20 protein-coding genes and 1 pseudogene are annotated in these 23,557 nt (G+C 48.3%); 12 read left to right on the top strand and 9 right to left on the bottom strand.

Annotation, left to right across the window (positions count from 1 at the left end; all coding sequences use genetic code 11):
• The first annotated feature begins 115 nt into the window (after positions 1-115).
• Entirely contained in the window at positions 116-1,840 is a 1,725-nt protein-coding gene (locus H027_RS0112300) for a proline--tRNA ligase (RefSeq protein WP_024872760.1), read from the top strand.
• Between the two features lie 226 nt (positions 1,841-2,066).
• Positions 2,067-2,954 carry a GGDEF domain-containing protein gene (locus H027_RS0112295; protein WP_024872759.1) on the top strand — a complete coding sequence of 296 codons (888 nt, stop codon included), beginning with the start codon at positions 2,067-2,069 and terminating at the stop codon, positions 2,952-2,954.
• 8 nt (positions 2,955-2,962) lie between these two features.
• Here H027_RS0112295 and tilS read toward each other — a convergent pair whose 3' ends face one another.
• Positions 2,963-4,294 (bottom strand): tRNA lysidine(34) synthetase TilS, encoded by a 1,332-nt coding sequence (gene tilS, locus H027_RS0112290; RefSeq protein ID WP_024872758.1) that lies wholly within the window; start codon positions 4,292-4,294, stop codon positions 2,963-2,965.
• 201 nt (positions 4,295-4,495) lie between these two features.
• Here tilS and H027_RS0112285 point away from each other — a divergent pair, with 201 nt between their 5' ends.
• Positions 4,496-5,635 (top strand): FIST N-terminal domain-containing protein, encoded by a 1,140-nt coding sequence (locus H027_RS0112285; protein ID WP_024872757.1) that lies wholly within the window; start codon positions 4,496-4,498, stop codon positions 5,633-5,635.
• Positions 5,632-6,786, top strand: coding sequence for an ATP-binding protein (locus tag H027_RS0112280; protein ID WP_024872756.1), 1,155 nt, complete (start codon positions 5,632-5,634; stop codon positions 6,784-6,786). The genes H027_RS0112285 and H027_RS0112280 overlap by 4 nt, the downstream gene beginning before the upstream one ends.
• A gap of 45 nt (positions 6,787-6,831) precedes the next feature.
• Here the strand turns inward: H027_RS0112280 and kdsA are convergent, their stop codons facing one another.
• The 5 genes from kdsA to hemA are packed head-to-tail and all read right to left on the bottom strand — an operon-like array spanning position 6,832 to position 11,753.
• Positions 6,832-7,683, bottom strand: a complete 852-nt coding sequence (gene kdsA, locus H027_RS0112275) for a 3-deoxy-8-phosphooctulonate synthase (protein WP_024872755.1) — start codon at positions 7,681-7,683, stop codon at positions 6,832-6,834.
• 11 nt (positions 7,684-7,694) lie between these two features.
• Positions 7,695-8,495, bottom strand: a complete 801-nt coding sequence (locus tag H027_RS0112270; protein WP_024872754.1) for a SirB1 family protein — start codon at positions 8,493-8,495, stop codon at positions 7,695-7,697.
• A 7-nt stretch (positions 8,496-8,502) separates the two neighbouring features.
• The gene (gene prmC / locus H027_RS0112265) at positions 8,503-9,351 is read right to left on the bottom strand and encodes a peptide chain release factor N(5)-glutamine methyltransferase (RefSeq protein WP_024872753.1); all 849 of its coding nucleotides are present in this window, start codon (positions 9,349-9,351) and stop codon (positions 8,503-8,505) included.
• Complete coding sequence (gene prfA, locus H027_RS0112260; protein WP_024872752.1) at positions 9,351-10,439, bottom strand: peptide chain release factor 1; 1,089 nt, start codon at positions 10,437-10,439, stop codon at positions 9,351-9,353. The genes prmC and prfA overlap by 1 nt, the downstream gene beginning before the upstream one ends.
• Before the next feature lie 57 nt (positions 10,440-10,496).
• Positions 10,497-11,753, bottom strand: coding sequence for a glutamyl-tRNA reductase (gene hemA, locus H027_RS0112255; protein ID WP_038149278.1), 1,257 nt, complete (start codon positions 11,751-11,753; stop codon positions 10,497-10,499).
• Positions 11,754-11,862: 109 nt separating this feature from the next.
• Between hemA and lolB the strand changes: the two genes are divergently transcribed.
• From lolB to H027_RS0112240, 3 genes are read left to right on the top strand one after another with little or no spacing between them, the layout of a single operon-like run.
• Positions 11,863-12,447 carry a lipoprotein insertase outer membrane protein LolB gene (gene lolB, locus H027_RS0112250; RefSeq protein WP_024872750.1) on the top strand — a complete coding sequence of 195 codons (585 nt, stop codon included), beginning with the start codon at positions 11,863-11,865 and terminating at the stop codon, positions 12,445-12,447.
• The gene (gene ispE, locus H027_RS0112245; RefSeq protein WP_038149277.1) at positions 12,447-13,313 is read left to right on the top strand and encodes a 4-(cytidine 5'-diphospho)-2-C-methyl-D-erythritol kinase; all 867 of its coding nucleotides are present in this window, start codon (positions 12,447-12,449) and stop codon (positions 13,311-13,313) included. Before lolB ends, ispE begins: the two co-directional genes overlap by 1 nt.
• Positions 13,314-13,373: 60 nt before the next feature.
• Positions 13,374-14,321, top strand: a complete 948-nt coding sequence (locus H027_RS0112240; protein WP_152536721.1) for a ribose-phosphate pyrophosphokinase — start codon at positions 13,374-13,376, stop codon at positions 14,319-14,321.
• A gap of 64 nt (positions 14,322-14,385) precedes the next feature.
• Here H027_RS0112240 and H027_RS0112235 read toward each other — a convergent pair whose 3' ends face one another.
• Both H027_RS0112235 and H027_RS0112230 read right to left on the bottom strand, forming a co-directional pair.
• Positions 14,386-15,159, bottom strand: coding sequence for an ABC transporter permease (locus H027_RS0112235; RefSeq protein WP_024872747.1), 774 nt, complete (start codon positions 15,157-15,159; stop codon positions 14,386-14,388).
• On the bottom strand, positions 15,156-16,073 hold the full coding sequence (locus tag H027_RS0112230) for an ABC transporter ATP-binding protein (protein ID WP_024872746.1): 918 nt from the start codon (positions 16,071-16,073) through the stop codon (positions 15,156-15,158). The genes H027_RS0112235 and H027_RS0112230 overlap by 4 nt, the downstream gene beginning before the upstream one ends.
• Before the next feature lie 236 nt (positions 16,074-16,309).
• Here H027_RS0112230 and H027_RS0112225 point away from each other — a divergent pair, with 236 nt between their 5' ends.
• The 4 genes from H027_RS0112225 to H027_RS0112210 all read left to right on the top strand — a co-directional run bounded on the left by H027_RS0112225 (position 16,310) and on the right by H027_RS0112210 (position 21,314).
• Entirely contained in the window at positions 16,310-17,242 is a 933-nt protein-coding gene (locus H027_RS0112225; RefSeq protein ID WP_024872745.1) for an aminoimidazole riboside kinase, read from the top strand.
• Positions 17,243-17,437: 195 nt separating this feature from the next.
• Positions 17,438-18,808 (top strand): sucrose-specific PTS transporter subunit IIBC, encoded by a 1,371-nt coding sequence (locus H027_RS0112220; RefSeq protein WP_024872744.1) that lies wholly within the window; start codon positions 17,438-17,440, stop codon positions 18,806-18,808.
• Positions 18,808-20,223, top strand: coding sequence for a sucrose-6-phosphate hydrolase (locus H027_RS0112215; RefSeq protein WP_024872743.1), 1,416 nt, complete (start codon positions 18,808-18,810; stop codon positions 20,221-20,223). The genes H027_RS0112220 and H027_RS0112215 overlap by 1 nt, the downstream gene beginning before the upstream one ends.
• Positions 20,224-20,249: 26 nt before the next feature.
• Positions 20,250-21,314, top strand: coding sequence for a LacI family DNA-binding transcriptional regulator (locus H027_RS0112210; protein ID WP_024872742.1), 1,065 nt, complete (start codon positions 20,250-20,252; stop codon positions 21,312-21,314).
• Between the two features lie 42 nt (positions 21,315-21,356).
• On the opposite strand, the gene hpt is transcribed toward H027_RS0112210, so the two are convergent.
• Positions 21,357-21,887, bottom strand: coding sequence for a hypoxanthine phosphoribosyltransferase (hpt, locus tag H027_RS0112205; RefSeq protein WP_024872741.1), 531 nt, complete (start codon positions 21,885-21,887; stop codon positions 21,357-21,359).
• 275 nt (positions 21,888-22,162) lie between these two features.
• On the opposite strand from hpt, the pseudogene H027_RS19440 reads away from it, so the two are divergent.
• Positions 22,163-23,356: pseudogene (locus H027_RS19440) on the top strand (FIST signal transduction protein); the annotation flags it as partial.
• Between the last annotated feature and the right edge of the window lie 201 nt (positions 23,357-23,557).

Here is a 23,557-nt window from a genome sequence, read left to right as displayed (position 1 = left end):
CCGGCGCGTTAATTTTTCCTTGGGTGGTTATCCCCCAGCCTGCTAGAATTTTGGCCCAATTCCAGAATAACCGGCGGTGATGCCGGAATAATGCTTAATAAACGAAGGATCCAGCATGCGTACCAGCCAATATCTGCTTTCCACGCTCAAAGAAACACCTAACGATGCAGAAGTGATCAGCCACCAGCTCATGCTGCGTGCCGGGATGATCCGTAAACTGGCGTCTGGTTTGTACACCTGGTTGCCAACCGGTTTACGTGTATTGCATAAAGTTGAAAACATCGTTCGTGAAGAGATGAACAAGGCGGGTGCGATCGAGATCTCCATGCCGGTAGTACAACCGGCTGAACTGTGGCAAGAATCAGGTCGTTGGGAACAATATGGCCCGGAACTGTGCCGTCTGACCGATCGCCACGAGCGTCCTTTCGTTTTAGGCCCGACGCATGAAGAAGTGGTTACGGCACTGGTTCGTTATGAAGTAAACAGTTACAAACAACTGCCACTGAATCTGTATCAGATCCAGACTAAATTCCGTGATGAAGTACGTCCTCGTTTTGGGGTTATGCGTGGCCGTGAATTCACCATGAAAGATGCTTACTCGTTCCATCTGGATAAAGAGAGCCTAGTTGAGACTTACGGCAAAATGCATCAGGCCTATTGCAACATTTTCTCCCGCATGGGCCTGGATTTCCGCCCAGTACTGGCGGATACCGGGTCAATTGGTGGGACTGGTTCTCACGAATTCCATGTGCTGGCAAACAGTGGCGAAGATCTGATTGCCTTCTCTACCGAATCTGATTATGCCGCGAACGTTGAAATGGCGGAAGCACTGGCACCAGCCGGCGAACGTGCGGCTCCAACCAAAACCGCGACCAAAATTGCGACACCAAATGCGCATACCATTGCCGAAGTTTCTGACTATTTGAAAGTACCTGAACAGCAGACCATTAAAACACTGCTGGTTAAAGCTGACGAAGAGGCTCAGGGAAATAATGCCGTCATCGCATTAGTGTTACGTGGTGATCACGAGCTGAATGAAATCAAAGCAGAAAAAATTGCCGGTGTGGCTGCACCGCTGACCTTCGCCAGCGAAGAAGAAATTCGCGCTGTAGCTGGCTGTGATGCCGGCTCCATCGGCCCACAAAATCTGCAATGCCGTGTCATTGTGGATCGCAGTGCGGCACATCTGGCTGATTTTGTCTGTGGTGCTAACGAAAATGATTTTCACATGACCGGTATGAACTGGGATCGTGATATTCAGAATTATGAAGTTGCCGATATTCGCAATGTAGTAGAAGGTGATCCGAGCCCTTGTGGTAAAGGAACTTTGTTGCTGAAACGCGGCATCGAAGTGGGTCACATTTTCCAACTCGGCACTAAGTATTCCGAAGCCATGAATGCAACCGTACTGAATGAAGCCGGTAAAGCGACCATCATGGAAATGGGTTGTTACGGTATTGGCGTTACCCGTGTCGTTGCTGCTGCCATTGAACAGAACTTTGACGATCGTGGCATTATCTGGACCGATGCAATTGCGCCATTCCAGGTAGTGATCATTCCAATGAACATGCACAAATCACATCGTGTTCAGGAATTGGCAGAACGCTTCTACAATGAATTGCAAGCAGCCGGCGTGGAAGTACTGCTGGATGATCGGAAAGAACGTCCGGGGGTAATGTTTGCGGACATGGAACTGATTGGTATTCCTCACTCGATTGTAATTGGTGAACGCGGTATCGATAACGGTGTGGTGGAATACAAATACCGCCGCAGTGGTGAAAAATCTGAAATCGCCATCGATGAAATCGTCGCAAAATTGAAAGCGCAATTGGCTAAGTAAGCCCTCACACACCGACCAGCCTCCCAGAGGCTGGTTTTTTTATGTCAAAAAAATGTCTTATCAAGACAGTGGTTTTTCTCTTCTCCCGTGATTGACAAATTCATGCCGCTTACCATCAAGCTATTTTAATAAAAAACCATTAAATTTCAACACCTTAAAATAAAACAAAAAATAGGCATAGGATTTGCTTATTTATAGTGTGTTGTATCATTGGTAGGTGAATGTTATGGAAGGTTTATCTGTTGCAAGAACATTAGATCACGCACCTGAGCTGCATTTCGCCCGTGTCAGTGGTTTTAGCCCTATCTCCAGCTCAGATAAACTCGCGTTGCTGGAAACACTGATGACGCAGGAAAACTTGCCGGATCTGCTGCAAGCTTTTGCCGCCTGGATAAGCCAACACTTGCCGATTTGCCATCTCGCTTATGTCTGGATGGAACAACGTATCGAGGTATTAAATCTAGGACGCGGCGCTTATAAACAACATAGCCCACTGGTTGATAACAAAATGCATCTGCTGGGTCACCTCGACTATGAACTGACAGCCAGACTGAATCCACACCAACAACGCTTAATGCAACAGTTACATCAATTGCTGATTAATCCGCTGCGTTTATTTCTTAAAATGGAAGAAATGGATCAGCAGTGCCGCATGGATCATCTGACTGGCGTCGGTAACCGCGCCTATTTTGATGAAGCCTTACAGCTAGCGATTGAGCAGAACATGCGCCAACCCAATGGACTGACATTGATGCTGGTCGATTTAGATGATTTCAAACAGATCAATGACACGCACGGCCATCCGATTGGTGACTCAGTCCTGAAAACATTTGCCGATCTGTTAACAACCGTCGTCCGTGGAACAGATATGGTGTTTCGTTTGGGTGGAGATGAATTTGCCATCATGTTCCAACCCGCCGATGAATTTACCGCCGTCAGAGTGCTCATCCGTTTACAAAAACGCCTGGCGCAGCACCCTGAACTGAAACGTTGGAATACCGCCTGTAGCATCGGTTATGAAAACTGGAAAAAAGGGATGAGCGCAAAAGAGCTATATCATTTAGCGGATGAACAGCTTTATCATCATAAAAACAGCCGTCATCAGTCAGCCTGATCGCCGGTTCACACGTTAGGTTGCCAATGAATGTTCAGCCCTGATTGATTTTCAGGGCAACCAAACCCCTGACAGACAAATAGCCCGGCAACCGCCGCAACCGTGTTTCCGTAACAAATGATCGGCATGCTGCCTCGCAACCAGGGGGCCACCTCATATTCCTGCCAGAGCTTTTTTAATTCCCGCGAATGTTGACGTCCGAGCGGATGCATTTTTACTGAACCAGCCAAATTACAGGTCACGGAAAGTGGTTCATTCTGCAATGGCATCCGCAACTGTGCCGGTGTCGTCATATCGGAACTTAATGTTAACATTCCTGACGACAATTCAAGAGGCTGATTAATCGGTATTGCCTGTCTACAAAACGGAGACGTAACTGGCCCATTGAGTTGATACAGACGTTGTTGATAACGCCGTACACTCCCTTTTTGCCAAATCAATTCCGGCATCGCATCTTCACGGGCTAAGGCCACTTCAGGCCAGATTTTATGCAACTGACTCTGTGTGGGTACCGTTCCAGTTAATTCTCGCAACCAATAACGCAAGAGCTGATGCCGACGCGCCGGAGACAGTACCGCCAGATGAGCAATCTGCAAACTTCCATCGCGATATTTGACTGTGTTCAGATCCAATGCGGCAATTTCATCCAACAGCGATTCCTGTTCTGCGCATAAACTGGCCGTCCGACTGGCTGTCGCCGCAATTTCCGGCCAACGATCGCGAAGCAAAGGGATCACGGAATGGCGCAGAAAATTACGATCAAATTGCTCGTTTTGGTTACTGTCATCCTCAATCCAGCTCAAATGCTGATTCTGAGCCCATTCAGCAAGCTGACGACGATCAAAAGACAGTAAAGGTCGGATCAGATGGCCGGATGCAAAAGCGATATGCCTTGGCATAGCCGATAATCCCCTTGGCCCAGAGCCTCTTTTCAGGGCTAAAAGCAGCGTTTCTAATTGATCGTCCTGATGATGAGCCGTTAGTAAGAAACCACCCGTAGCCAAGTGCTCACGGAAAAGGTCATACCGCGCTTGCCGGGCGACATCTTCCAGTGATTCACGAGCTTTTTTTTCTAAGATGGCATGCCTGGCTATCAATGGCACATCTAATACTGCGCAGACTGTTTGACAATGTTGCAGCCATTCATCCGCCTTGGGATTAAGACCATGATGGACATGTATAGCCTGCAATGAAAACCCCGGTTTGACAGCCACATAACGTGCCAATAATTCAAGTAATACGCGAGAATCTAAGCCGCCACTATAGCCCACCAGCAAAGGCCCCGGCTGTAATTGCGCGTCCAGAATGGTAAAAACCTCGGCTTGTAATCTATCGATCATGGTTGATACTCAAATCATCACGTCACGAACCAGGCGATATGATAACAGAGTCATCCGTGACGCCGTAGACATCCTGTCTGTGTGAATTATCACAGATTTGCAGACTCTAGCGGTTCATAACTGATTTTTGGTCAATTGTTGGCTACAGTCTGAGATAGGCACAATAATAAGATGTAGCCGCTGTTTTTATCAGGGAACCCCATGAGCCAAATATTACGTGCGCAATCCACCGCCATTGCCCCTTATACCGCTGTGGAGGAGTTGAAAAATAGCCTTAACCCCGCTTCATCCAGCCTTATTTTGTTTTTTTGCTCCAGCAGTTATGACTTGAACATGATCGCAGAAGGTTTTAATCATTTCTTTCCTGATACCGAAGTGGTGGGATGTACTTCTGCCGGAGAAATCGGCCCGACCGGTTATGTGGATCACAGCATCAGTGCTATTTCTTTCCCCAGAGATGACTTCCATGTCGTAACGGCTTGTCTGAATGATCTCAGTCATTTTACCGAAAGCCAGGGGAAACAATTTATTCAATCCATCATGGTGAAACCGGAATCATCGCTTCCAGCCCCCAACCATCGTTATACATTCGCCATGCAATTGATTGATGGTCTTTCCAAAAAAGAAGAGAATGTCAGCCATTGTTTTCAGAAATATCTGAGTACGATTCCCCTCTTTGGCGGCTCTGCGGCGGACGATGTGCAATTTACCCATACGTATATCTTTCATCAGGGGCGTTTTCAGGAAAACAGTTGTGTGTTGATGCTCTTTCGCACCAATCGCCCGTTTCGTATGTTTAAAACCCAACACTTTACTGCCGCTGGCGAGCCTTTGGTTGTCACAGAGACAGATACGAATAATCGAATCATTCGTGAATTAAACGGGTTACCGGCAACCCAAGTTTATGCCCAACAGGTTGGTTGTAGCGTCGAACAGTTGGACGCAAAAATTTTCGCCAATTACCCTGTCATCATGAAAATTAACGGGAATGAATATATTCGTTCCATCCAAAAAGCTAACGCGGACGGCAGTCTGAGCCTCTATTGTGCTATAGAGGAAGGCATTGTGTTACGTATTGCCCACAGTCAGAATTTGGAGCGCAATTTAAGTCATCAATTTGAAACGCTTAATGAAGCTATTGGTGGTATTTCTCTCACTCTGGTATGTGATTGCATTCTCCGACGAACAGAAATACTGAACACACAGCAACTTCCTGATGTCACTAAACTTCTGTTGCAAAATCAAACTTCTGGATTCAGCAGTTTCGGCGAACAATTCGGCAGTCTGCATCTGAATCAAACCTGTACTGGCATCGCCTTTGGTTGCGAAGAGGCTGAATGATGATTGAACAAAATAATCAGCTCGCAGAATTGCAAAATGAAATTATTCGGTTGAATAAAATTATCGCCTCGCTCATTAAGCAGGCCGACTCCCTCAATGCTGACCAGATGACGGATTTTAATCTTTTTAAATCACAGATCATGCTGGAAGATGAGGTACATAATCGTACTGAACAACTGGAAAATGCCTTAAAAAAGAATAAATCCATCAATGCTGAATTAATTAACACTCAGCACAAGATGCAACAGGAGATTGAAGAAAGAAAATTGATGCAACAGGCATTGGAACAGGAAAAAGCCGAACAGAAAGCCTTGATCCAACAACTTGAAGAAAGTGACCGTCAGTTGCGACAATCCGAAAAATTAGCTTCGATCGGCCAACTAGCAGCCGGGGTGGCCCACGAGATCAATAATCCGATGGGATATATCACCTCAAACCTAAGTTCATTACAGCGTTATTTTCATCAATTCTTCGAGCTGATTACACTCTACGAAGAACTGAGTGCCAATCCCTCCAACACGGTATGGCGTGATGAAATCCAGCGGTTACGGGAAGAAATCGATCTGGATTTTCTCAGGGAAGATATTGGCCCTTTATTCCAGGATTCAATCGAAGGTGCTGTCAAAGTCAGACGTATTATTCAGGATCTGCTCCATTTCTCCCGTGCTGGAGAAAATCAATGGGAATGGGCGAATTTACACGATGGTCTTAACAGCACATTAAATATCATTAGCAATGAACTGAAATACAAAACAGATGTGATTCTTGACTATGGCAAGATCCCGCTCGTCTACTGCATGCCGACACAGATCAATCAGGTGTTGATGAATATGCTGCTCAATGCAGCTCATGCCATTGATATTCATGGTGAAATCAGAATTAAAACAGGTCAGACCGGAGAGCAGGTTTATATCTCGATCAGCGATACCGGCTGTGGTATGACGCCCGAAATTAAAGCTAATATTTTTGATCCGTTCTTCACCACAAAGCGTGTGGGTTCCGGCACCGGTCTGGGGCTGTCAGTGGCTTATGGGATTATCAAAAAACATCAAGGCCGCATCGATGTGGAAAGTGAACTGGGGAAAGGGTCTGTTTTTACCGTGTGGTTGCCGATAGCGCCAGTAACCGAACCTGAGAAGGTTGATGAATGAAAGCCCCGAACAGGGGCTTTCATTACGCGATAACCCTACTGAAACTCAGCGCGTTTCCAACGGTTCAAAGTTTTTTACCAGGTCATCAATCGCTTTCATCTGACGCAGGAAAGGCTCCAGTTTATCGAGTGGCAAGGCGCTCGGCCCATCGCAACGGGCATGTTCCGGATCAGGATGTGACTCAATAAATAACCCCGCTAAACCGACGGCCATACCAGCCCGCGCCAGTTCAGTTACCTGTTCACGACGACCACCGGAAGCAGCACCCAGCGGATCACGACATTGCAGAGAATGGGTCACGTCAAAAATGACCGGGCTACCCTGGCTCGCATTCTTCATGACACCAAAGCCCAGCATATCGACCACCAGATTGTCATAACCAAAATTCACACCGCGCTCACACAGGATGATGCGTTCATTGCCGCATTCTGCGAATTTCTCAACGATGTTTTTGACCTGTCCCGGACTTAAGAACTGCGGTTTTTTCACGTTGATCACATTGCCGGTTTTTGCCAATGCTTCCACCAGATCTGTCTGCCGGGCCAGAAAGGCTGGCAGTTGCAAGACATCAACCACTTCGCCGACAGGTTTCGCCTGCCAAGTTTCGTGTACGTCAGTGATCAGGCTGACGCCAAACGTTTTTTTCAATTCTTCAAAAATACGCAACCCCTCTTCCATGCCGGGGCCACGATAAGAGTGGACGGAAGAACGGTTGGCCTTATCCCAACTGGCCTTGAAAACCAGCGGGATGCCGAGCTTTTCAGTCACAGTCACATAGGTTTCACAAATCGACATGGCCAGATCACGTGATTCCAATACGTTCATGCCACCAAACAGCACAAATGGCTGATCGTTCGCAACATTGATTCCGTTAAACTGAACGACTTTCTGTTTCATTCATCACTCCATCAGTGCAAAGTAATTGCGTCATGATCCAACATTTGTAACTGTACCTTCAGCACAGTAGCAACCGGATCTTGTGGGCATTGTTCAATAAAATAGGCGTAATCTTCCGCTGCCAGTTGCGGACATTCCAGCTGTTCATACACCAGACCGCGATCACGGATCTCATAGGGGTCATCCGGATTCATCACCAGTAACACTTCACTGCAGCGCAGCGCTTCCGGCAAACGGCGGTTTTGTAGCAGACAACCTTTACTGATACTCAATAAGCGCGACAGAATCTGATGTTGATCAGCCTCTTTCGTATATTTGCTATCCATCTGTGTCAGATCGCCCAGTGACGCTCGCAACATCAGGGCTTGTTGTGTCTGATCCCATATTTCACCGGTGAAAGGATCGATGAAGACAGGCGTCTGCCCAGGGAAAAGCAGCAGGAAGTTGCCGGGGAAGCAGACTCCCCTGACGGGTAATTCAATGGCCTGAGCCAGATGCATCAACACGATCCCCAGTGTGATGGGTAGACCACTGCGTTGAGTCAGAACATGATTAAGCAGACAATTTTCCGGTGCATAATAATGTTCCCAGTCACCGGAAAAATTAAACTCGTGATAAAAGGCATGCAGCAATTGTTCACGACGCCCCTGATCATCACTGGCTGTAATATAGGGTTTAATCGCGGTTCGTAGCGCCCGCAATTGCTGCAATCCATCGATCAGTACTGGCTGATCCAGAATATCCTCTGCGGCCATCAAAGCCAGCATCGCAATATCCAAACCCTCGTAATCTGTATCGGCTGTTATGTTCATTTACATACTACTCAGCAACATTACCTAGCCACTGACCGCCGGAAACACGATCCTGACCACCTAAATCCTGTCTGGTTATCACCGCATGAAAACCACGTGCCAATAATAAATTGCGGACCGCTTCCGCCTGCTGCCAGCCATGTTCCAGTAACAACCATCCACCCGGCGCCAAATAATCCGGTGCTTGATCAATGATTTGCCGAATATCTGCCAGCCCATCCTCGTCAGCAACCAGCGCGGTATGTGGTTCAAAGCGCACATCCCCCTGAGACAGATGAGGGTCTGTCGCATCAATGTATGGCGGATTAGAGACAATTAACTGGAAATCCCGTTCTTTCAGTGCAGAAAACCAATCGCTTGCCAGAAAATTGACAGAAAAACCCAATCGCGCCGCATTACGGCGGGCCAAATCCAGTGCTGCAGGCTCACGCTCCAGCGCCCACATATTTAATGCTGGCAATTCGGATTTTAATGCCAAGGCAATGGCGCCGGTACCCGTTCCCAAATCCAGCGCCTTTTGTCCCTGCCCTTTTTCAGATAACAGCGTCAGCGCCCATTCCACCAGAGCTTCGGTGTCTGGACGGGGAATCAAGGTCGCTGGCGATACCTGCAACGGTAAAGACCAGAACTCGCGGACACCCAGAATATAGGCGACCGGTTCACCCTGTTCGCGACGGCAGGCCAATTGCTCCACCTGAAGCACCTGCTCCGGTGTCAGTTCTTGTTCCGGCCAGGTACGCAGATAGGTACGGGTACAGCTTAATACTGCGCATAACAGACAATCCGCATCCAGCGCAGCACTGTCGCTATTGGCAAAACGTTGAATCAACTGCTGACGCAGTGAGGCGATCTGCATTAGTTATTCTCTGATAATGCGGCCAACTGATCCGCCTGATATTCCTGCAACAACGGTTTCAACAGGCTGTCCAAATCGCCTTCCATGACCTCATTCAGACGGTATAACGTCAGATTGATACGATGGTCGCTGACACGTCCCTGCGGGTAGTTATAAGTACGGATACGGTCTGAACGATCACCGGTACTCAGAATACTGCGGCGGGTGGAATCCGCTTCGGCACGACGCTTGTCTTCTTCCTGCTGAGCCAGACGGGCCGCCAGCACAGACATCGCACGGGCTTTGTTTTTATGTTGTGAACGTTCATCCTGACATTCCACCACGGTTCCGGTAGGAATGTGGGTAATGCGAATCGCCGAATCAGTTTTATTGATGTGCTGACCACCGGCACCGGAAGCACGGAAGGTATCAATACGCAGATCGGCCGGGTTGATTTCCGGGATCTCTTTTTCCGGGATTTCCGGCAGCACCATCACGGTACAGGCCGAAGTATGCACACGGCCCTGAGATTCGGTTTCCGGCACACGTTGCACACGATGACCGCCGGATTCAAATTTCATCACGCCATACACGCTGTCACCTTCCATGCGGACGATGATCTCTTTATAACCACCATGTTCGCCATCGCTGGTGCTCATGATTTCCATGCGCCAGCCGCGACGTTCGGAATACTTGGAATACATACGAAACAGATCACCCGCAAAGATGGCCGCTTCATCACCACCGGCACCGGCACGAATTTCCAGGAAGCAGTTACTGTCATCTTTCGGATCTTTCGGCAGCAACAAGACCTGCAATTCTGCTTCCACTTGCTCGATCATTTGCTTGGCATCCGCATACTCTTCCTGCGCCATGGCTTTCATTTCAGCATCGTCACCCGCCAACATCTCTTCGATGGCCTGCAGATCGGCTTCTGTTTGCTGGTAACGACGGAACCCTGCAACAACTTCGCCCAGTTGCGCATATTCCTTGGTCAGACTACGGAATTTATCCTGATCGGAGACCACATCCGGTTCACCCAGTAACGCCTGAACCTCTTCATAGCGCTCCATCAGACCTTCCAGTTTTCTGATCACTGTTTCTTTCATAGCATTCCTGTTTATATTTGTTTTCTGAATCAATGCAAATGGCATTGTTCTTCAATTTTACTCATCCAGTCTTAATGCCTGGCTTAACAATAACAAGGCGGTTTTGTCACTCGCTTCACCCGCCTGACGCAGCGCTTCTGTCGGTGCGTGGATAAGCTTGTTGGTTAATCGTTCACTGAGCTCCGTCAATACCTCAGCCGGATTGCCACCCTGTTCCAGTTTACGTAAGGCCAGCAATAATTGCTCCTGACGGATCGCGTCAGATTGTTGCCGATAACTTCGCACTTGGGTCTTAGCTGACAAGCTACGGAACCAATTCATAAATTGTTCCCGTTCATCCTGAACAATCTGTTCCGCCTGACGGGCCGCATGTTCCCGATGCCGCTGGTTTTCCGCGACAATATTTTGCAAATCATCCACGGTATAAAGATAGGCGTCAGAAAGCTCACCGACCTCTTCTTCAATGTCACGGGGCACAGCAATATCAATCAGCAACATGGGTTTATTGCGGCGTTGTTTCAATGCACGCTCAACCATGCCTTTACCAAGGATTGGTAATGGGCTTGCCGTCGAACTAATAACCAGATCAACATCCGGCAGCACCTGAGGGATCTCGTTTAAGGTGATCACCTCCGCTTGCCAGGCTCCGGCTATCGCCTGAGCGCGCAATAACGTCCGGTTGGCCACGGTCATTTGTGAAACCGATTGACCATGCAAATGCTGACCAACCAATTCGATCGTTTCACCAGCCCCGATCAACAACACCTTAACCTGCGAAAGTTCACCAAAAATCTGTCGGGCCAGTGTGACAGCAACATAGGCAACCGAAACACCATAAGCACCGATCTCAGTTTCTGTGCGAACTCGCTTGGCAACACTAAAGGTGCGCTGAAACAGGCGATTCAGTAATCCCTTAACCGACCCCTGCTTAGTGGCCGTATCCAATGCTTGTTTCACTTGCCCCAGAATTTGAGGCTCCCCCAAGACCAGGGAGTCCAGTCCGGCGGCGACCCGCATCAGATGACGAACGGCTTCCCCATCCTGTAATTGATACAGTGCGGGTTGCAGTTCATCTTCCGTTAAACGTTGAAAATGCGATAACCATAACGCAACCTCTTCACTGGCGCCGCTATCTACAGCACAGTAAAGTTCGGTTCGGTTACAAGTGGAAAGAATCACCCCTTCCTTGACGCCGGGTACCGATGTTAACGCCGTCAAAGCTTCATCAATCCGTTCAGGTCCGAAAGCGACCCGTTCACGCAATGACAATGACGCCGTTTTATGGTTTACCCCCAGCACAAACAGATGATGCATCAGGCCGCGGACTCGTCAGCAAATTTAAGACGCATATTCTACGAAAAAGCAGAGATCTTTGAAAGCGAAGCACCAACGCCTATACTGTCGCCTCGTCCAAGGAGGCATCGTGAAACCATTACAACACCTAACATTACTTTTTTGTTTACTGATCCTTGCCGCCTGTAGCTCTCATCAGCCACAACCAGACAATACCAACTGGCGTCAACAACGCGAAAAACTGAAAACTGTTACACATTGGACCATTTCCGGCAAACTCGCCATCATCACTGCAGACAAAAAAGGTTCTGCTCGCATTCAATGGCAACAAGATGGTGATGATTATCATCTCAATCTGACCAGTTTGCTGGGCACGCGCGTGATGGAAATGCGCAAAACTGGCAATCAGGTGCTGATTATCGATGATAAGGGCCGGGAATATCGCGGCTCTGATGCCGAATATCTGGTGTACCGCCTGACCGGCTGGCAAATGCCCATCCACGAACTGCCTATTTGGATCAAAGGCCTACCCGATGATACCGATTATGAGCTGAATCCTAATGGTCAGGTAACCCGACTGAAGACCACAAACTGGCAATTGCAGTATCAGAGTTATCAACCCGTTGACGGCTGGATGATGCCAGAAAAAATCACCTTTAAAGGTAAACAGACTGAGTTACGACTCGTGATCAGTGAATGGGACTTAACAAAATAATGCTAACGACGGAAAACATTGCCTGGCCGGCGCCCGCCAAATTAAACCTGTTCCTGCATATCAACGGGCGGCGGGATGATGGTTATCACGAATTGCAGACTCTGTTTATCTTTCTTGATCACTGTGACTGGCTCACCTTTCATCTCAATGACAGTAATCAAATCGATATCACACCCGCTCTGGCTGATGTGCCGATGGAACAAAACCTCATCTACAGAGCCGCACAACTGCTGAAACAACATTCAGAGCAACCGTTAGGTGTCACCATTACCTTGGATAAACACCTCCCAATGGGCGGTGGCATCGGTGGAGGTTCTTCTGATGCAGCAACGACACTGGTGGCACTCAATCATCTCTGGAAAATAAATCTTTCCGTGGATGAGCTTGCCGAGCTGGGTCGCCAGCTCGGTGCCGATGTTCCCGTATTTGTTCGCGGGCATGCCGCCTTTGCAGAAGGTGTTGGCGAACGTCTGCAACCTGTTGAAATAGATAAAAAATGGTATGTGGTTTTGGTGCCAGCATGCCATGTTTCAACTGCCGATGTCTTTCGCCACAAAGATCTCAAACGGGACACACCCAAGCAAACCTGGGATGAATTGGCACACGGAAATTGGCACAATGACTGCGAACCGCTGGTGAAAAAGAATTACCCCGAGGTTGAAAAGGCATTACGCTGGTTGATAGAATACGCGCCGTCAAGAATGACCGGCACTGGTGCTTGTGTTTTTGCAGAATTTGAACACGAACATGAGGCTCGTGCGCTCTTGGCGAGGATGCCGACATGGTTACAAGGTTTTGTAGCCAGAGGGGAAAACTTATCACCCCTCTATGTCACTTTGCAACAGGTTTATGCTCGAAATGACTAAGCAGTCAACATTTCCTGCTGACCTTCACCCCCAACTGGACAAACCCAGAGGTTTAATCCCGTGCCTGACATGAAGCTGTTTGCCGGTAACGCCACACCGGAACTAGCGCAAAAGATTGCCGACCGTCTCTTCACTAAACTTGGAAGCGCATCTGTTGGTCGCTTCAGTGATGGAGAAATCAGCGTACAAATCAACGAAAATGTACGTGGTGGTGATGTATTCATCATTCAATCCACCTGTGCACCAACCAATGACAATCTGATGGAACTGATTGTAATGGTTGATGCGATGCGTCGTGCATCCGCAGGTCGTATTACTGCAGTAATCCCATACTTTGGTTATGCCCGTCAGGATCGTCGTGTACGTTCTTCACGTGTACCTATCACCGCTAAAGTAGTGGCTGATTTCCTGTCCAGCGTGGGTGTTGACCGCGTTCTGACTGTTGATCTGCACGCTGAGCAGATCCAGGGTTTCTTCGATGTACCGGTTGATAACGTATTTGGTAGCCCGGTTCTGCTGGAAGACATGAAAGCCCGTAATCTGGAAGATCCTGTTGTCGTTTCTCCGGATATCGGTGGTGTTGTTCGTGCCCGCGCTATCGCGAAATTACTGGATGATACTGATATCGCTATCATTGATAAACGTCGTCCACGCGCCAACGTTTCTCAGGTTATGCATCTGATCGGTGACGTTGCCAACCGCGACTGCATCATCGTTGATGACATGATCGATACCGGTGGTACGCTGTGTAAAGCCGCCGAAGCACTGAAAGATCGTGGTGCTAAACGCGTATTCGCTTATGCAACTCACCCTGTTTTCTCTGGTCTGGCAGCGAAAAACATCGCCGAATCAAAAATTGATGAAGTGATCATCACTGACTCAATTCCGCTGACCGATGAAATCAAGGCTGTTGGTAAAGTGAAGCAACTGACGCTGGCACCTATGCTGGCTGAAGCGATCCGCCGTATCAGCAATGAAGAATCTATCTCTGCCATGTTTGAACATTGATTCAGATCTTGCAGAGTAAAAAGCCTCCCTTGTGGAGGCTTTTTTATTAGTGACATTTTGTTTCTTAGTGACGCAGTCCGGTGCCTTTCTTCACCAAATGCCAGCATACGGCATACAACACCACGATAAACAATGAGACCACCGAATAAGACATCCACATCGGTACATCTGAAATACCGATAAAACCATAGCGAAAGCCGTTAATCATATAGATGATCGGATTAACATGCGAAGCCGCCTGCCAGAACGGTGGTAACAATTCGATCGAGTAAAACACCCCGCCCAGATAGGTCAGCGGTGTCAGAACAAACGTTGGAATAATACTGATGTCATCAAAGCTTTTCGCAAAAATGGCATTCAATAACCCACCTAACGAAAACAGCGTCGCAGTTAATACCAGCATAAAGAACACGCTGATCGGATCATGCACCTGCAACGGCACAAAAAAGAGCGAAACGGCCGTGACAATAGCGCCAACACATAATCCGCGGGCCACACCACCAGCAACAAAGCCCCAGATGATCAGATAATTTGGTACCGGTGCCACCAGCAGCTCTTCGATATTGCGCTGGAACTTGGCACTGTAAAATGACGATGACACATTGGAATAGGAGTTCGTGATCACCGACATCATGATCAGGCCCGGCACAATAAATTGCATATAGCTGACGCCATGCATCGCGCCAATCCGACTACCAATCAGATTACCGAAGATGACAAAATAAAGTGTCATGGTGATAGCGGGAGGCACCAGCGTTTGTACCCAGATCCGAGTAAAACGATTGATCTCCTTCCGGACCAAACTCTGGAATGCAATCCAATAGACGGTGCGATTCATGCCTGACGTCCTTTCTCTACTAATGAAACAAACAACTCTTCTAAACGGTTCGCTTTGTTACGCATGCTCAATACTTTCACCTGCTGCTGATTCAGCTGTTCAAAGACACCATTCAAGCCATCACTTTTCTGAATTTCCACTTCCAGCGACTGTTCACCAACCGGATGTGATTTAAAACCCTTCAATTGCACGCTGGCCGCAGAACGATCCAAATCCAAATAGAAGGTTTCGACCTGCAGCTTGCTCAATAAATGGCGCATACTCGTATTTTCAACAATTCGCCCCTGATCGATGATGCCGATATTCCGACAAAGCATTTCTGCTTCTTCCAGATAATGTGTCGTCAGAATGATGGTGACGCCTTCTGCATTTAAATTTTTCAGAAATGACCACATGGAGCGGCGGATTTCAATATCTACACCCGCCGTTGGTTCATCCAGAATCAACAGTCTGGGTTGGTGCATCAACGCTCGGGCAATCATCAGGCGACGTTTCATCCCGCCAGACAGTGTCCGGGCCTGTTTATCGCGTTTTTCCCACAGATCCAGTTCTTTCAGATATTTTTCCGCGCGGGCTTCCGCTACTTTGCGTGGGACACCGTAGAACCCCGCCTGCTGCACCACGATTTGTTCCACTTTCTCGAACTGGCTGAAATTAAATTCCTGCGGAACTAGCCCAATCTGGGATTTGGCTTCTTCCAGGTGAGTATCGATGTCATAACCAAATACGCGGACTGAACCGGACGTTTTGTTGACCAATGAACTGATGATACCGATTGTGGTGGATTTACCTGCGCCATTAGGCCCGAGCAAGGCATAAAAATCACCTTCATCTACCGCGAGATCGATCCCTTTCAGGGCCTCGACACCACCCTGATAGGTTTTGCGTAACTGCTGAATATCAATAGCAAGCATGTTGTCAGAATTCTTCATATTAGAGGGCTGGAATGCACTAAGCAGATTATACGATTATAACCTGATCAGGATCATTCCGGTATCAACCAAAGATGGAATCAAAAGGAACTTTATTGCTGCAAGGATAGCCAAATTTTGTTAATTCGATCGCATTTGCTAAAACGGTTTAGCGAGTTTAGTTGTTTAGCTAAACCGTTTTAGTAAACTTAACATCAAGCAATAAGTGAGGATTTATCATGACAAATCGGGTTTGGGTTTTAGGTGATGCTGTGGTTGATCTGATTCCTGATGGAGAACAGCATTATTTGAAATGTCCCGGTGGTGCTCCTGCCAATGTCGCTGTTGGTGTCGCCCGTCTCGGTGGCAACAGTGCCTTTATTGGCCGGGTGGGTACCGACCCATTTGGTAAATTCCTGTCTTCTGTTTTACAAAAAGAGCAGGTCTGTGTCTCACAGCTGCATTTTGATCCAACCCATCACACATCAACGGTGTTGGTCGATTTGGATGATCAGGGAGAACGCAGTTTCACGTTCTTAGTTCAGCCCAGTGCTGACCTGATGTTACAGAATGAAGACCTGCCCGAGTTTGCGACCGGCGAATGGCTGCATTTCTGTTCCATCGCCTTGCTGCAGGAACCCAGCCGTTCCGCTTGTCGCACTGCGATTGACAAGATCCATCAGGCGGGTGGGTTGTTTAGTTTTGATCCCAATATTCGTCTGGATTTGTGGACGGATGAACAGACATTGAAAGTGCAGTTACACCGGGTATTGCAATATGCCGATATGGTGAAACTGTCGATTGAGGAGTTGGCTTTTCTGACCGGTAGTTCAGATCTTGAAGTGGGGGTGCGTCAGCTACAGTCCACCTTCTCCATTCCACTCATCTTAGTTACCCTGGGTGCAGATGGTGTATTTGTCACATACCAGAACGAATCATGGCTACAAGCATCAGCCAAAGTCCAAGTTGTAGACACCACAGGGGCAGGTGATGCGTTCGTATCGGGTATGTTAGCCGGATTGGCGGCCTGTGGCACAAGCCAGTGGCCAGATCGCGAACGGTTGCAGCAGATTATTAAACAAGCACAAATTTGTGGTGCACTGGCAACGACCGCCCGAGGAGCAATGACCGCATTGCCCACGATGCAACAAGTTGCAAAAATGCTGAGTTGAGCATTGCGTTGAGAGTAAAGAGTTCCTGAGAGAGAGTGTGCGTCCCAGTCTGGTTTCACCCCTACAGCAAAACAGACAAGGCCGCACGATATCACCCCAAAGCCTGCTGTTGTGAAACAGCATCGGTTAGTGTCATCACGGATTGAGCTCCCGTGATGACATTTTAACCGGTTACATCCATTAAAGAGGAAAATCATGAATGTAACTTCTGTAGCAAATGAGCTGATCCCATTACTGGGTGGCAAAGAGAATATCGTCAGTGCGGCCCACTGCGCAACCCGTTTGCGCCTGGTTTTGCAAGATGATGCAAAAATAAATAAAAGTGCCCTGGAACAAGTTGACGGGGTAAAAGGTTGTTTCAGTAATGCGGGGCAAATACAGATCATTTTTGGTACTGGCATTGTCAACAAGGTGTATGCCGCATTTATTGATGTTGCCGGTATCAGCCAAGCCAGTGAAAGTGATGTTAAAAAACTGGCGACCCAAAAACTGAATGTTGTGCAGCGCGTTGCACGTACATTATCCAATATTTTTGTGCCTATCATTCCAGCCATCGTGGCATCTGGTTTGTTGATGGGTACCTTGGGTCTGGTGCGTACTTACGGTTGGGCTAACCCGGACAGCGCGATTTTCATCATGCTGGACATGTTCAGTTCTGCTGCCTTTATCATTCTGCCTGTGCTGATCGGTTTCACTGCCGCTCGTGAATTTGGTGGTAACCCTTATCTGGGGGCGACACTGGGTGGGATCTTAACCCATCCGGCACTGACCAATGCCTGGACCGTTGGGGCTGGCTTCAAAACCATGAACTTCATGGGGATCGATGTGGCCATGATCGGTTATCAGGGTACCGTATTCCCGGTACTGATCGCGGTCTGGTTCATGAGCCATCTGGAAAAACAATTGCGTCGCGTTATTCCTGATGCACTGGACATCATCCTGACACCGTTCCTGACTGTTGTGATCACCGGTTTTGTGTCACTGCTGTTCATCGGCCCAGCGGGTCGTGGTTTAGGTCATGGCATCACGTATGTGCTGACCACCCTGTATGAACACGCTGGCTGGTTAGCAGGTCTGCTGTTCGGCGGTACTTACTCTGCCATCGTGATCACCGGTATCCATCACAGTTTCCATGCCATCGAACTGGGTCTGCTGGCTGATAAGAGCGTCGGCGTGAACTTCCTGCTGCCTATCTGGGCCATGGCTAACGTTGCTCAGGGTGGTGCATGTCTGGCGGTTTACTTCAAAACCAAAGATGCCCGTGTTAAATCAGTTGCCATCCCATCTGCGTTGTCATGTCTGCTGGGGATCACTGAAGCCGCTATCTTCGGTATCAACCTGCGTTTCGTTAAACCGTTTCTGGCTGCGCTGGCCGGTGGTGCACTGGGTGGTGCCTGGGTTGTCGCCAGCAAAGTCGGTATGACCGCTGTAGGTCTGACAGGTATCCCTGGTATTGCCATCGTACAATCCAGCTCTGTACTGAACTATCTGATTGGTATGGTGATTGCTTTCGGTGCCGCCTTCGCTATCGCTACTGTATTGCGTTACAACACGGACTCTGAATAATGTCTGAAGTTTCTTTACTGAAACAACTGGCCCGGTCTTTAATGACCGGGCAACTTATTGCCGCGACAGACCCTTACCGTCTGCACTGGCATCTTGCCCCAGTCGTTGGCTTGATGAATGATCCGAACGGATTTATCCAGTCGCATGATCGTTATCACCTGTTTTATCAATGGAACCCGCTCGCCTGTCGTCACGGGGCCAAATGGTGGGGCCATGTCAGTTCTGACGATTTAGTCCATTGGCGTCATGAGCCGGTCGCATTGCTGCCGAGTGAAGAATACGAGGTCAATGGCTGCTATTCCGGTTCCGCCGTTTTGAATGACGGTAAAATCACCCTGATTTATACCGGGAATGTTAAATACGCCAATGGCTCCCGTACGGCTTATCAATGTGTGGCAACAGAAAAAAGCGATGGTACCTATGAAAAACAAGGGCCCGTCATTCTGTTACCGGAAGGCTACACTGGCCATGTCCGTGATCCGAAAGTCTGGCAGCACGATGGCATGTGGTACATGGTGTTGGCAGCCCAGTCGCTCAATTTGAAAGGCAAGGTTCTGCTATACCGTTCTGCTGATCTACAGCAATGGGAATTACGCGGTGAAATTGCCGGCACACATCTGAATGGTCTGAAAGAATTTGGCTATATGTGGGAGTGCCCGGATCTGTTTGCGATGGGCGATCAGGATGTCTTACTCTGCTGTCCTCAGGGCCTCGCGGCGGAAAAATATCAATATCTGAATTTGTACCAATGCGGCTACTTCGTCGGTAAGCTCGATTATGAACAAACCCGTTTTCCGCATGGGGAATTCCATGAGTTGGATCTCGGCTTTGAGTTTTATGCGCCGCAAACCACACAAACAGCCGATGGTCGCAGACTGTTATTTGGCTGGCTCGGTCTGCCGGATGATAACGAACTGGCGCAACCTACCGTCCAATATGGCTGGGTGGATTGCATGACTTGCCCGCGGGAACTCACACTGCGTAATGGCATTCTCTGCCAACAACCGGTCAAAGAGTTGCAGCAACTCCGGCAAGGAAATGGCGTGGTCTGGCAAGGTGTGGCGGATGATGCACCAGAGCTCACCGCACTCAGTGCCGAACTGATGCTGAACGTAGATGCCCCTTTCTCGCTGTCATTGCGTGATAATGCCTGGTTGAACTGGGATGGCAACTGCCTGACACTGACTCGCCGTAACTGGCGTACGGAAGAGCTGGAAACCCGGTACTGGTTCGGTGCACTGCGATCGTTACAACTGTTGCTGGATAGTTCCTCACTGGAATTATTTATCAACGATGGCGAAGCCTGTATGACGGCGCGTTATTTCCCCGATCCACAAAAGCAGACTTTGCGTTTTAGTGGTCAGGGCACCCTCTCAATTCACCACTGGTTGTTGTCCGCATGCGTGATAGAATAAAAAAGCTTCCCGCTACCGGATCAGATGTGAAACAACCCAACCGAATTACGATCAGCAACATCGCAGAACTTGCAGGCGTCTCTAAGGCGACTGCAAGCTTGGTTTTGAATGGCAAAGGCGATGAATATAGGGTTTCAGAAGAAACCCAACAACGTATTTTATCGATTGCCGAAGAACATCGTTATCAGCCCAGTTTCCATGCCCGGGCACTGCGCTCTTCGCGCAGTCATACCATCGGTTTGGTGTTACCCTTCCTGACCCAATTCACGAATGCCAGCTTGGCCAAAGAGCTGGAATCACTGTTTCGTAATGCCGGCATTCAAATCATCATCGCCTGTTCCGATGAAGATCCAGAGCAGGAAAAGATCGTCGTCAATAACCTGCTACAACGCCAGGTTGATGGCCTGATTGTGATTTCCAGCAACACCAGTGACGAATCGTACAGCAAGATCCACAGCTATGTGCCTGTGGTGCAACTGGGTCGTCAAATCGGTGACTCCAATCTGCCGTTGATCATGACAGATGCCACCGGCGCAACCGCAAATCTGATCCAGATCATCGCGCAACAGCAAACAGATGAAGTTTATTATTTTGGCGGAGAGCCGATGCTTACGCCAAGCAAACAACGTCTGGAAGGTTACAAGCAGGGTTTGACGCGGGCCAATGTCAGCGTTCACAACGAATGGATACGGCAGCGGAACTATTTCTCCTACTCCGGTTATGACATGATGGAAGAGGTCTGTAATGAACTGGGCCGGCCACCGAAAGCCTTATTTACCGCTTCTTTTTCTTTGCTGGAAGGGGTGTTGCAATATCTGAATCAAAACCCGGAAATGCAATCGGGGTTGCAACATCTGGCCTGTTTTGATGATCACGAATTGCTCGATTTCATGCCATTACGCATAGATAGTATTGCACAAGACTATACCGCGCTGGCCTTCAATGCATTTACGACGCTCATGGCACTCATGGAAGATCGCCCATTGCCCTCGCCTGACAAGCAAACCATTCAGGCACGTATCCGCTGGCGACATCCGGAATCGCGCCGTCTGAGCAAGTTAATGGCCTCTGATTTTCTGCATCAAAAATAAAGCCACTGGCCGTGGCTTTATCGGATCTGACACGGGCGCGGTTTATTCCTGCGGGATCACTTTACCGATGAAGCGCAGATTGCGATATAACTGGGCATAGTCGATCCCGTATCCCACTACAAATTCATCCGGAATGGTAAAGCCAGTCCACTCCACCGGAACCTGAACTTCACGCCGAGCAGGTTTATTCAACAGGGTACAGATAGCCAGTGATTTCGGTTCGCGCAGACCAATGATGTCGCGGATTTTGCTTAAGGTAAAACCACTGTCGATGATGTCTTCCACAATCAGCACATCTTTCCCTTTGATCTCATCATCCAGATCCTTCAGCACCCGCACTTCACGCGATGTTGTAGTGCTGTTGCCATAGCTGGAGGCCGTCATGAAGTCGAGACTGACTGGCAGATCAATGTGACGACTCAAATCTGCCAGGAATAAGCAGGAACCACGCAATAACCCAACCAGCACCAGCTCAGAGGTTCCCTGGTAATGTTCGGTGATTTGACGCCCCAACTCGGCCACTTTAGCCTGTAATTCATCTTCCGGGATCATCACATCAATTTTGTGCTTCATCATAACGACTATCTACCTGTTGAAATTTGTTGCGGATTGCCCCGCACAATAAGAAGAAAATACGGCAATAGTTAATTATACCCTTTTTATTATCGTTAAATCTGCCAAACAGCAGGATCATTGATCCTTTTTAATTTTTAGGTCTGGAGCACGTCATTAACGTCATGAATGTTCTATAAATAAAAGGTCAATTTGACTCTAAAATTAATAATTAAATAAGTACCCGGTAGAGCTGGCGATAATAAAAAGCTGAATCGATTAACTAAGGAACATATATGTTTTCTTTTTTCCGGAATAAGTCAGCAGGAACCGTTGATAACATTGATGTGGTTCATGTCCTGCATACCAGCAGCCAGAAATTGCCGCAGGATATCTCGGACTGGTTACCGCAACAGGCGACACCTGCATTAATGATTGCTTATGTCAGCCCGCATGTGGATTTTAATCAGGTCTGCCAAACCATTACCCGTTTTTTGCAAACTTTTGCCCCCCATTGCCAGCTATTAGCGACAACAACTGCCGGTGAACTATGTCATCAGCCAGAGACAGCCTCTTCACTGTATTGTGAAACAGGCAACAGCTGGGATACCGTTATTTTGCAGTCGTTCGATAAACGCATGCTACATCAGGTGTCGATCGCCAGCGTCGCACTGAATAATGAAGATCTGAAACGTGGCGAGATTAGTGTCTCACATCATGATCGGGTCCAGCGCATTGCACAGTCGCTGTCACGCTTATCGGTTCCCTTTCCGATTGAACATCATGATACGGTTGCCCTCACCTTTCTGGATGGCCTGAGTGCTTCCGAATCGTTTTTTAGTGAAGCGGTGTATGCCAGCCGTCATTTCCCCTGCCATTTCATTGGCGGCTCTGCCGGTGGCAAATTCGATTTTAAAAATACCTATCTGTATGACGGTCAAAAAGTCGTGCAAGGCCATGCTGTGATTGCCTTCATGAAGATCAACCCGGCCTATCGCTATGCCATATTCACGTCGCATAATTTTGAAAAACAGAATGTCTCTTTTCTCATCACCGAGGCGTCGCAGGAACAACGCTGGGTTAAATCCGTCCTGACGGACGATCACCACGTCATTTCATTTATTGAGGCGTTGAAACAGCATTTTCACGTCAGCAGCAATCAGGATCTGGAACACAAGCTGGAAGACTATAGCTTCGCGATTGAGATTGAAGGACAGTTATTTATCCGCAGTATCGCCGGTTTTGACTTTGACAAAGACAGGGTTTCCTTCTTCTGCGACCTCTCGATGGGGGAGCAGTTGTATCTGGTCAAACGCCAGGATTTAGTGCAGTGCACCGATAAGGATTTCCGCAACTTCATGACCACTAAATCACGCGCCAAACCTGTTGGTGGTATTCTGAATGACTGTATTTTGCGTCGGTTGCATAACCAGCAAAGCCTGGCTCAGGTACGCAGCTTTGACTCTATCCCGACAGCGGGGTTCTCGACGTTTGGTGAGCTTTATGGGGTGAACATAAACCAGACCCTGACCGCGCTGTTTTTCTTCCGGCTGGAAAGTCAGGATACGACCTTTTACGATGATTCCGTCAATCTGTTTCCAATACTGTATGCTCAATTTCAAAACTATAGCCTGCAACGTCAGCTCAAACAAATTGATATTGTCAGCAAGATCCGCAAAGAAGTGATCCAG

Origin of the sequence: Tolumonas lignilytica, assembly GCF_000527035.1 — a bacterium.
In the GTDB taxonomy this organism is placed as follows: Bacteria; Pseudomonadota; Gammaproteobacteria; order Enterobacterales; family Aeromonadaceae; genus Tolumonas; species Tolumonas lignilytica.
This window is presented reverse-complemented; position numbering and strand designations above follow the sequence as displayed.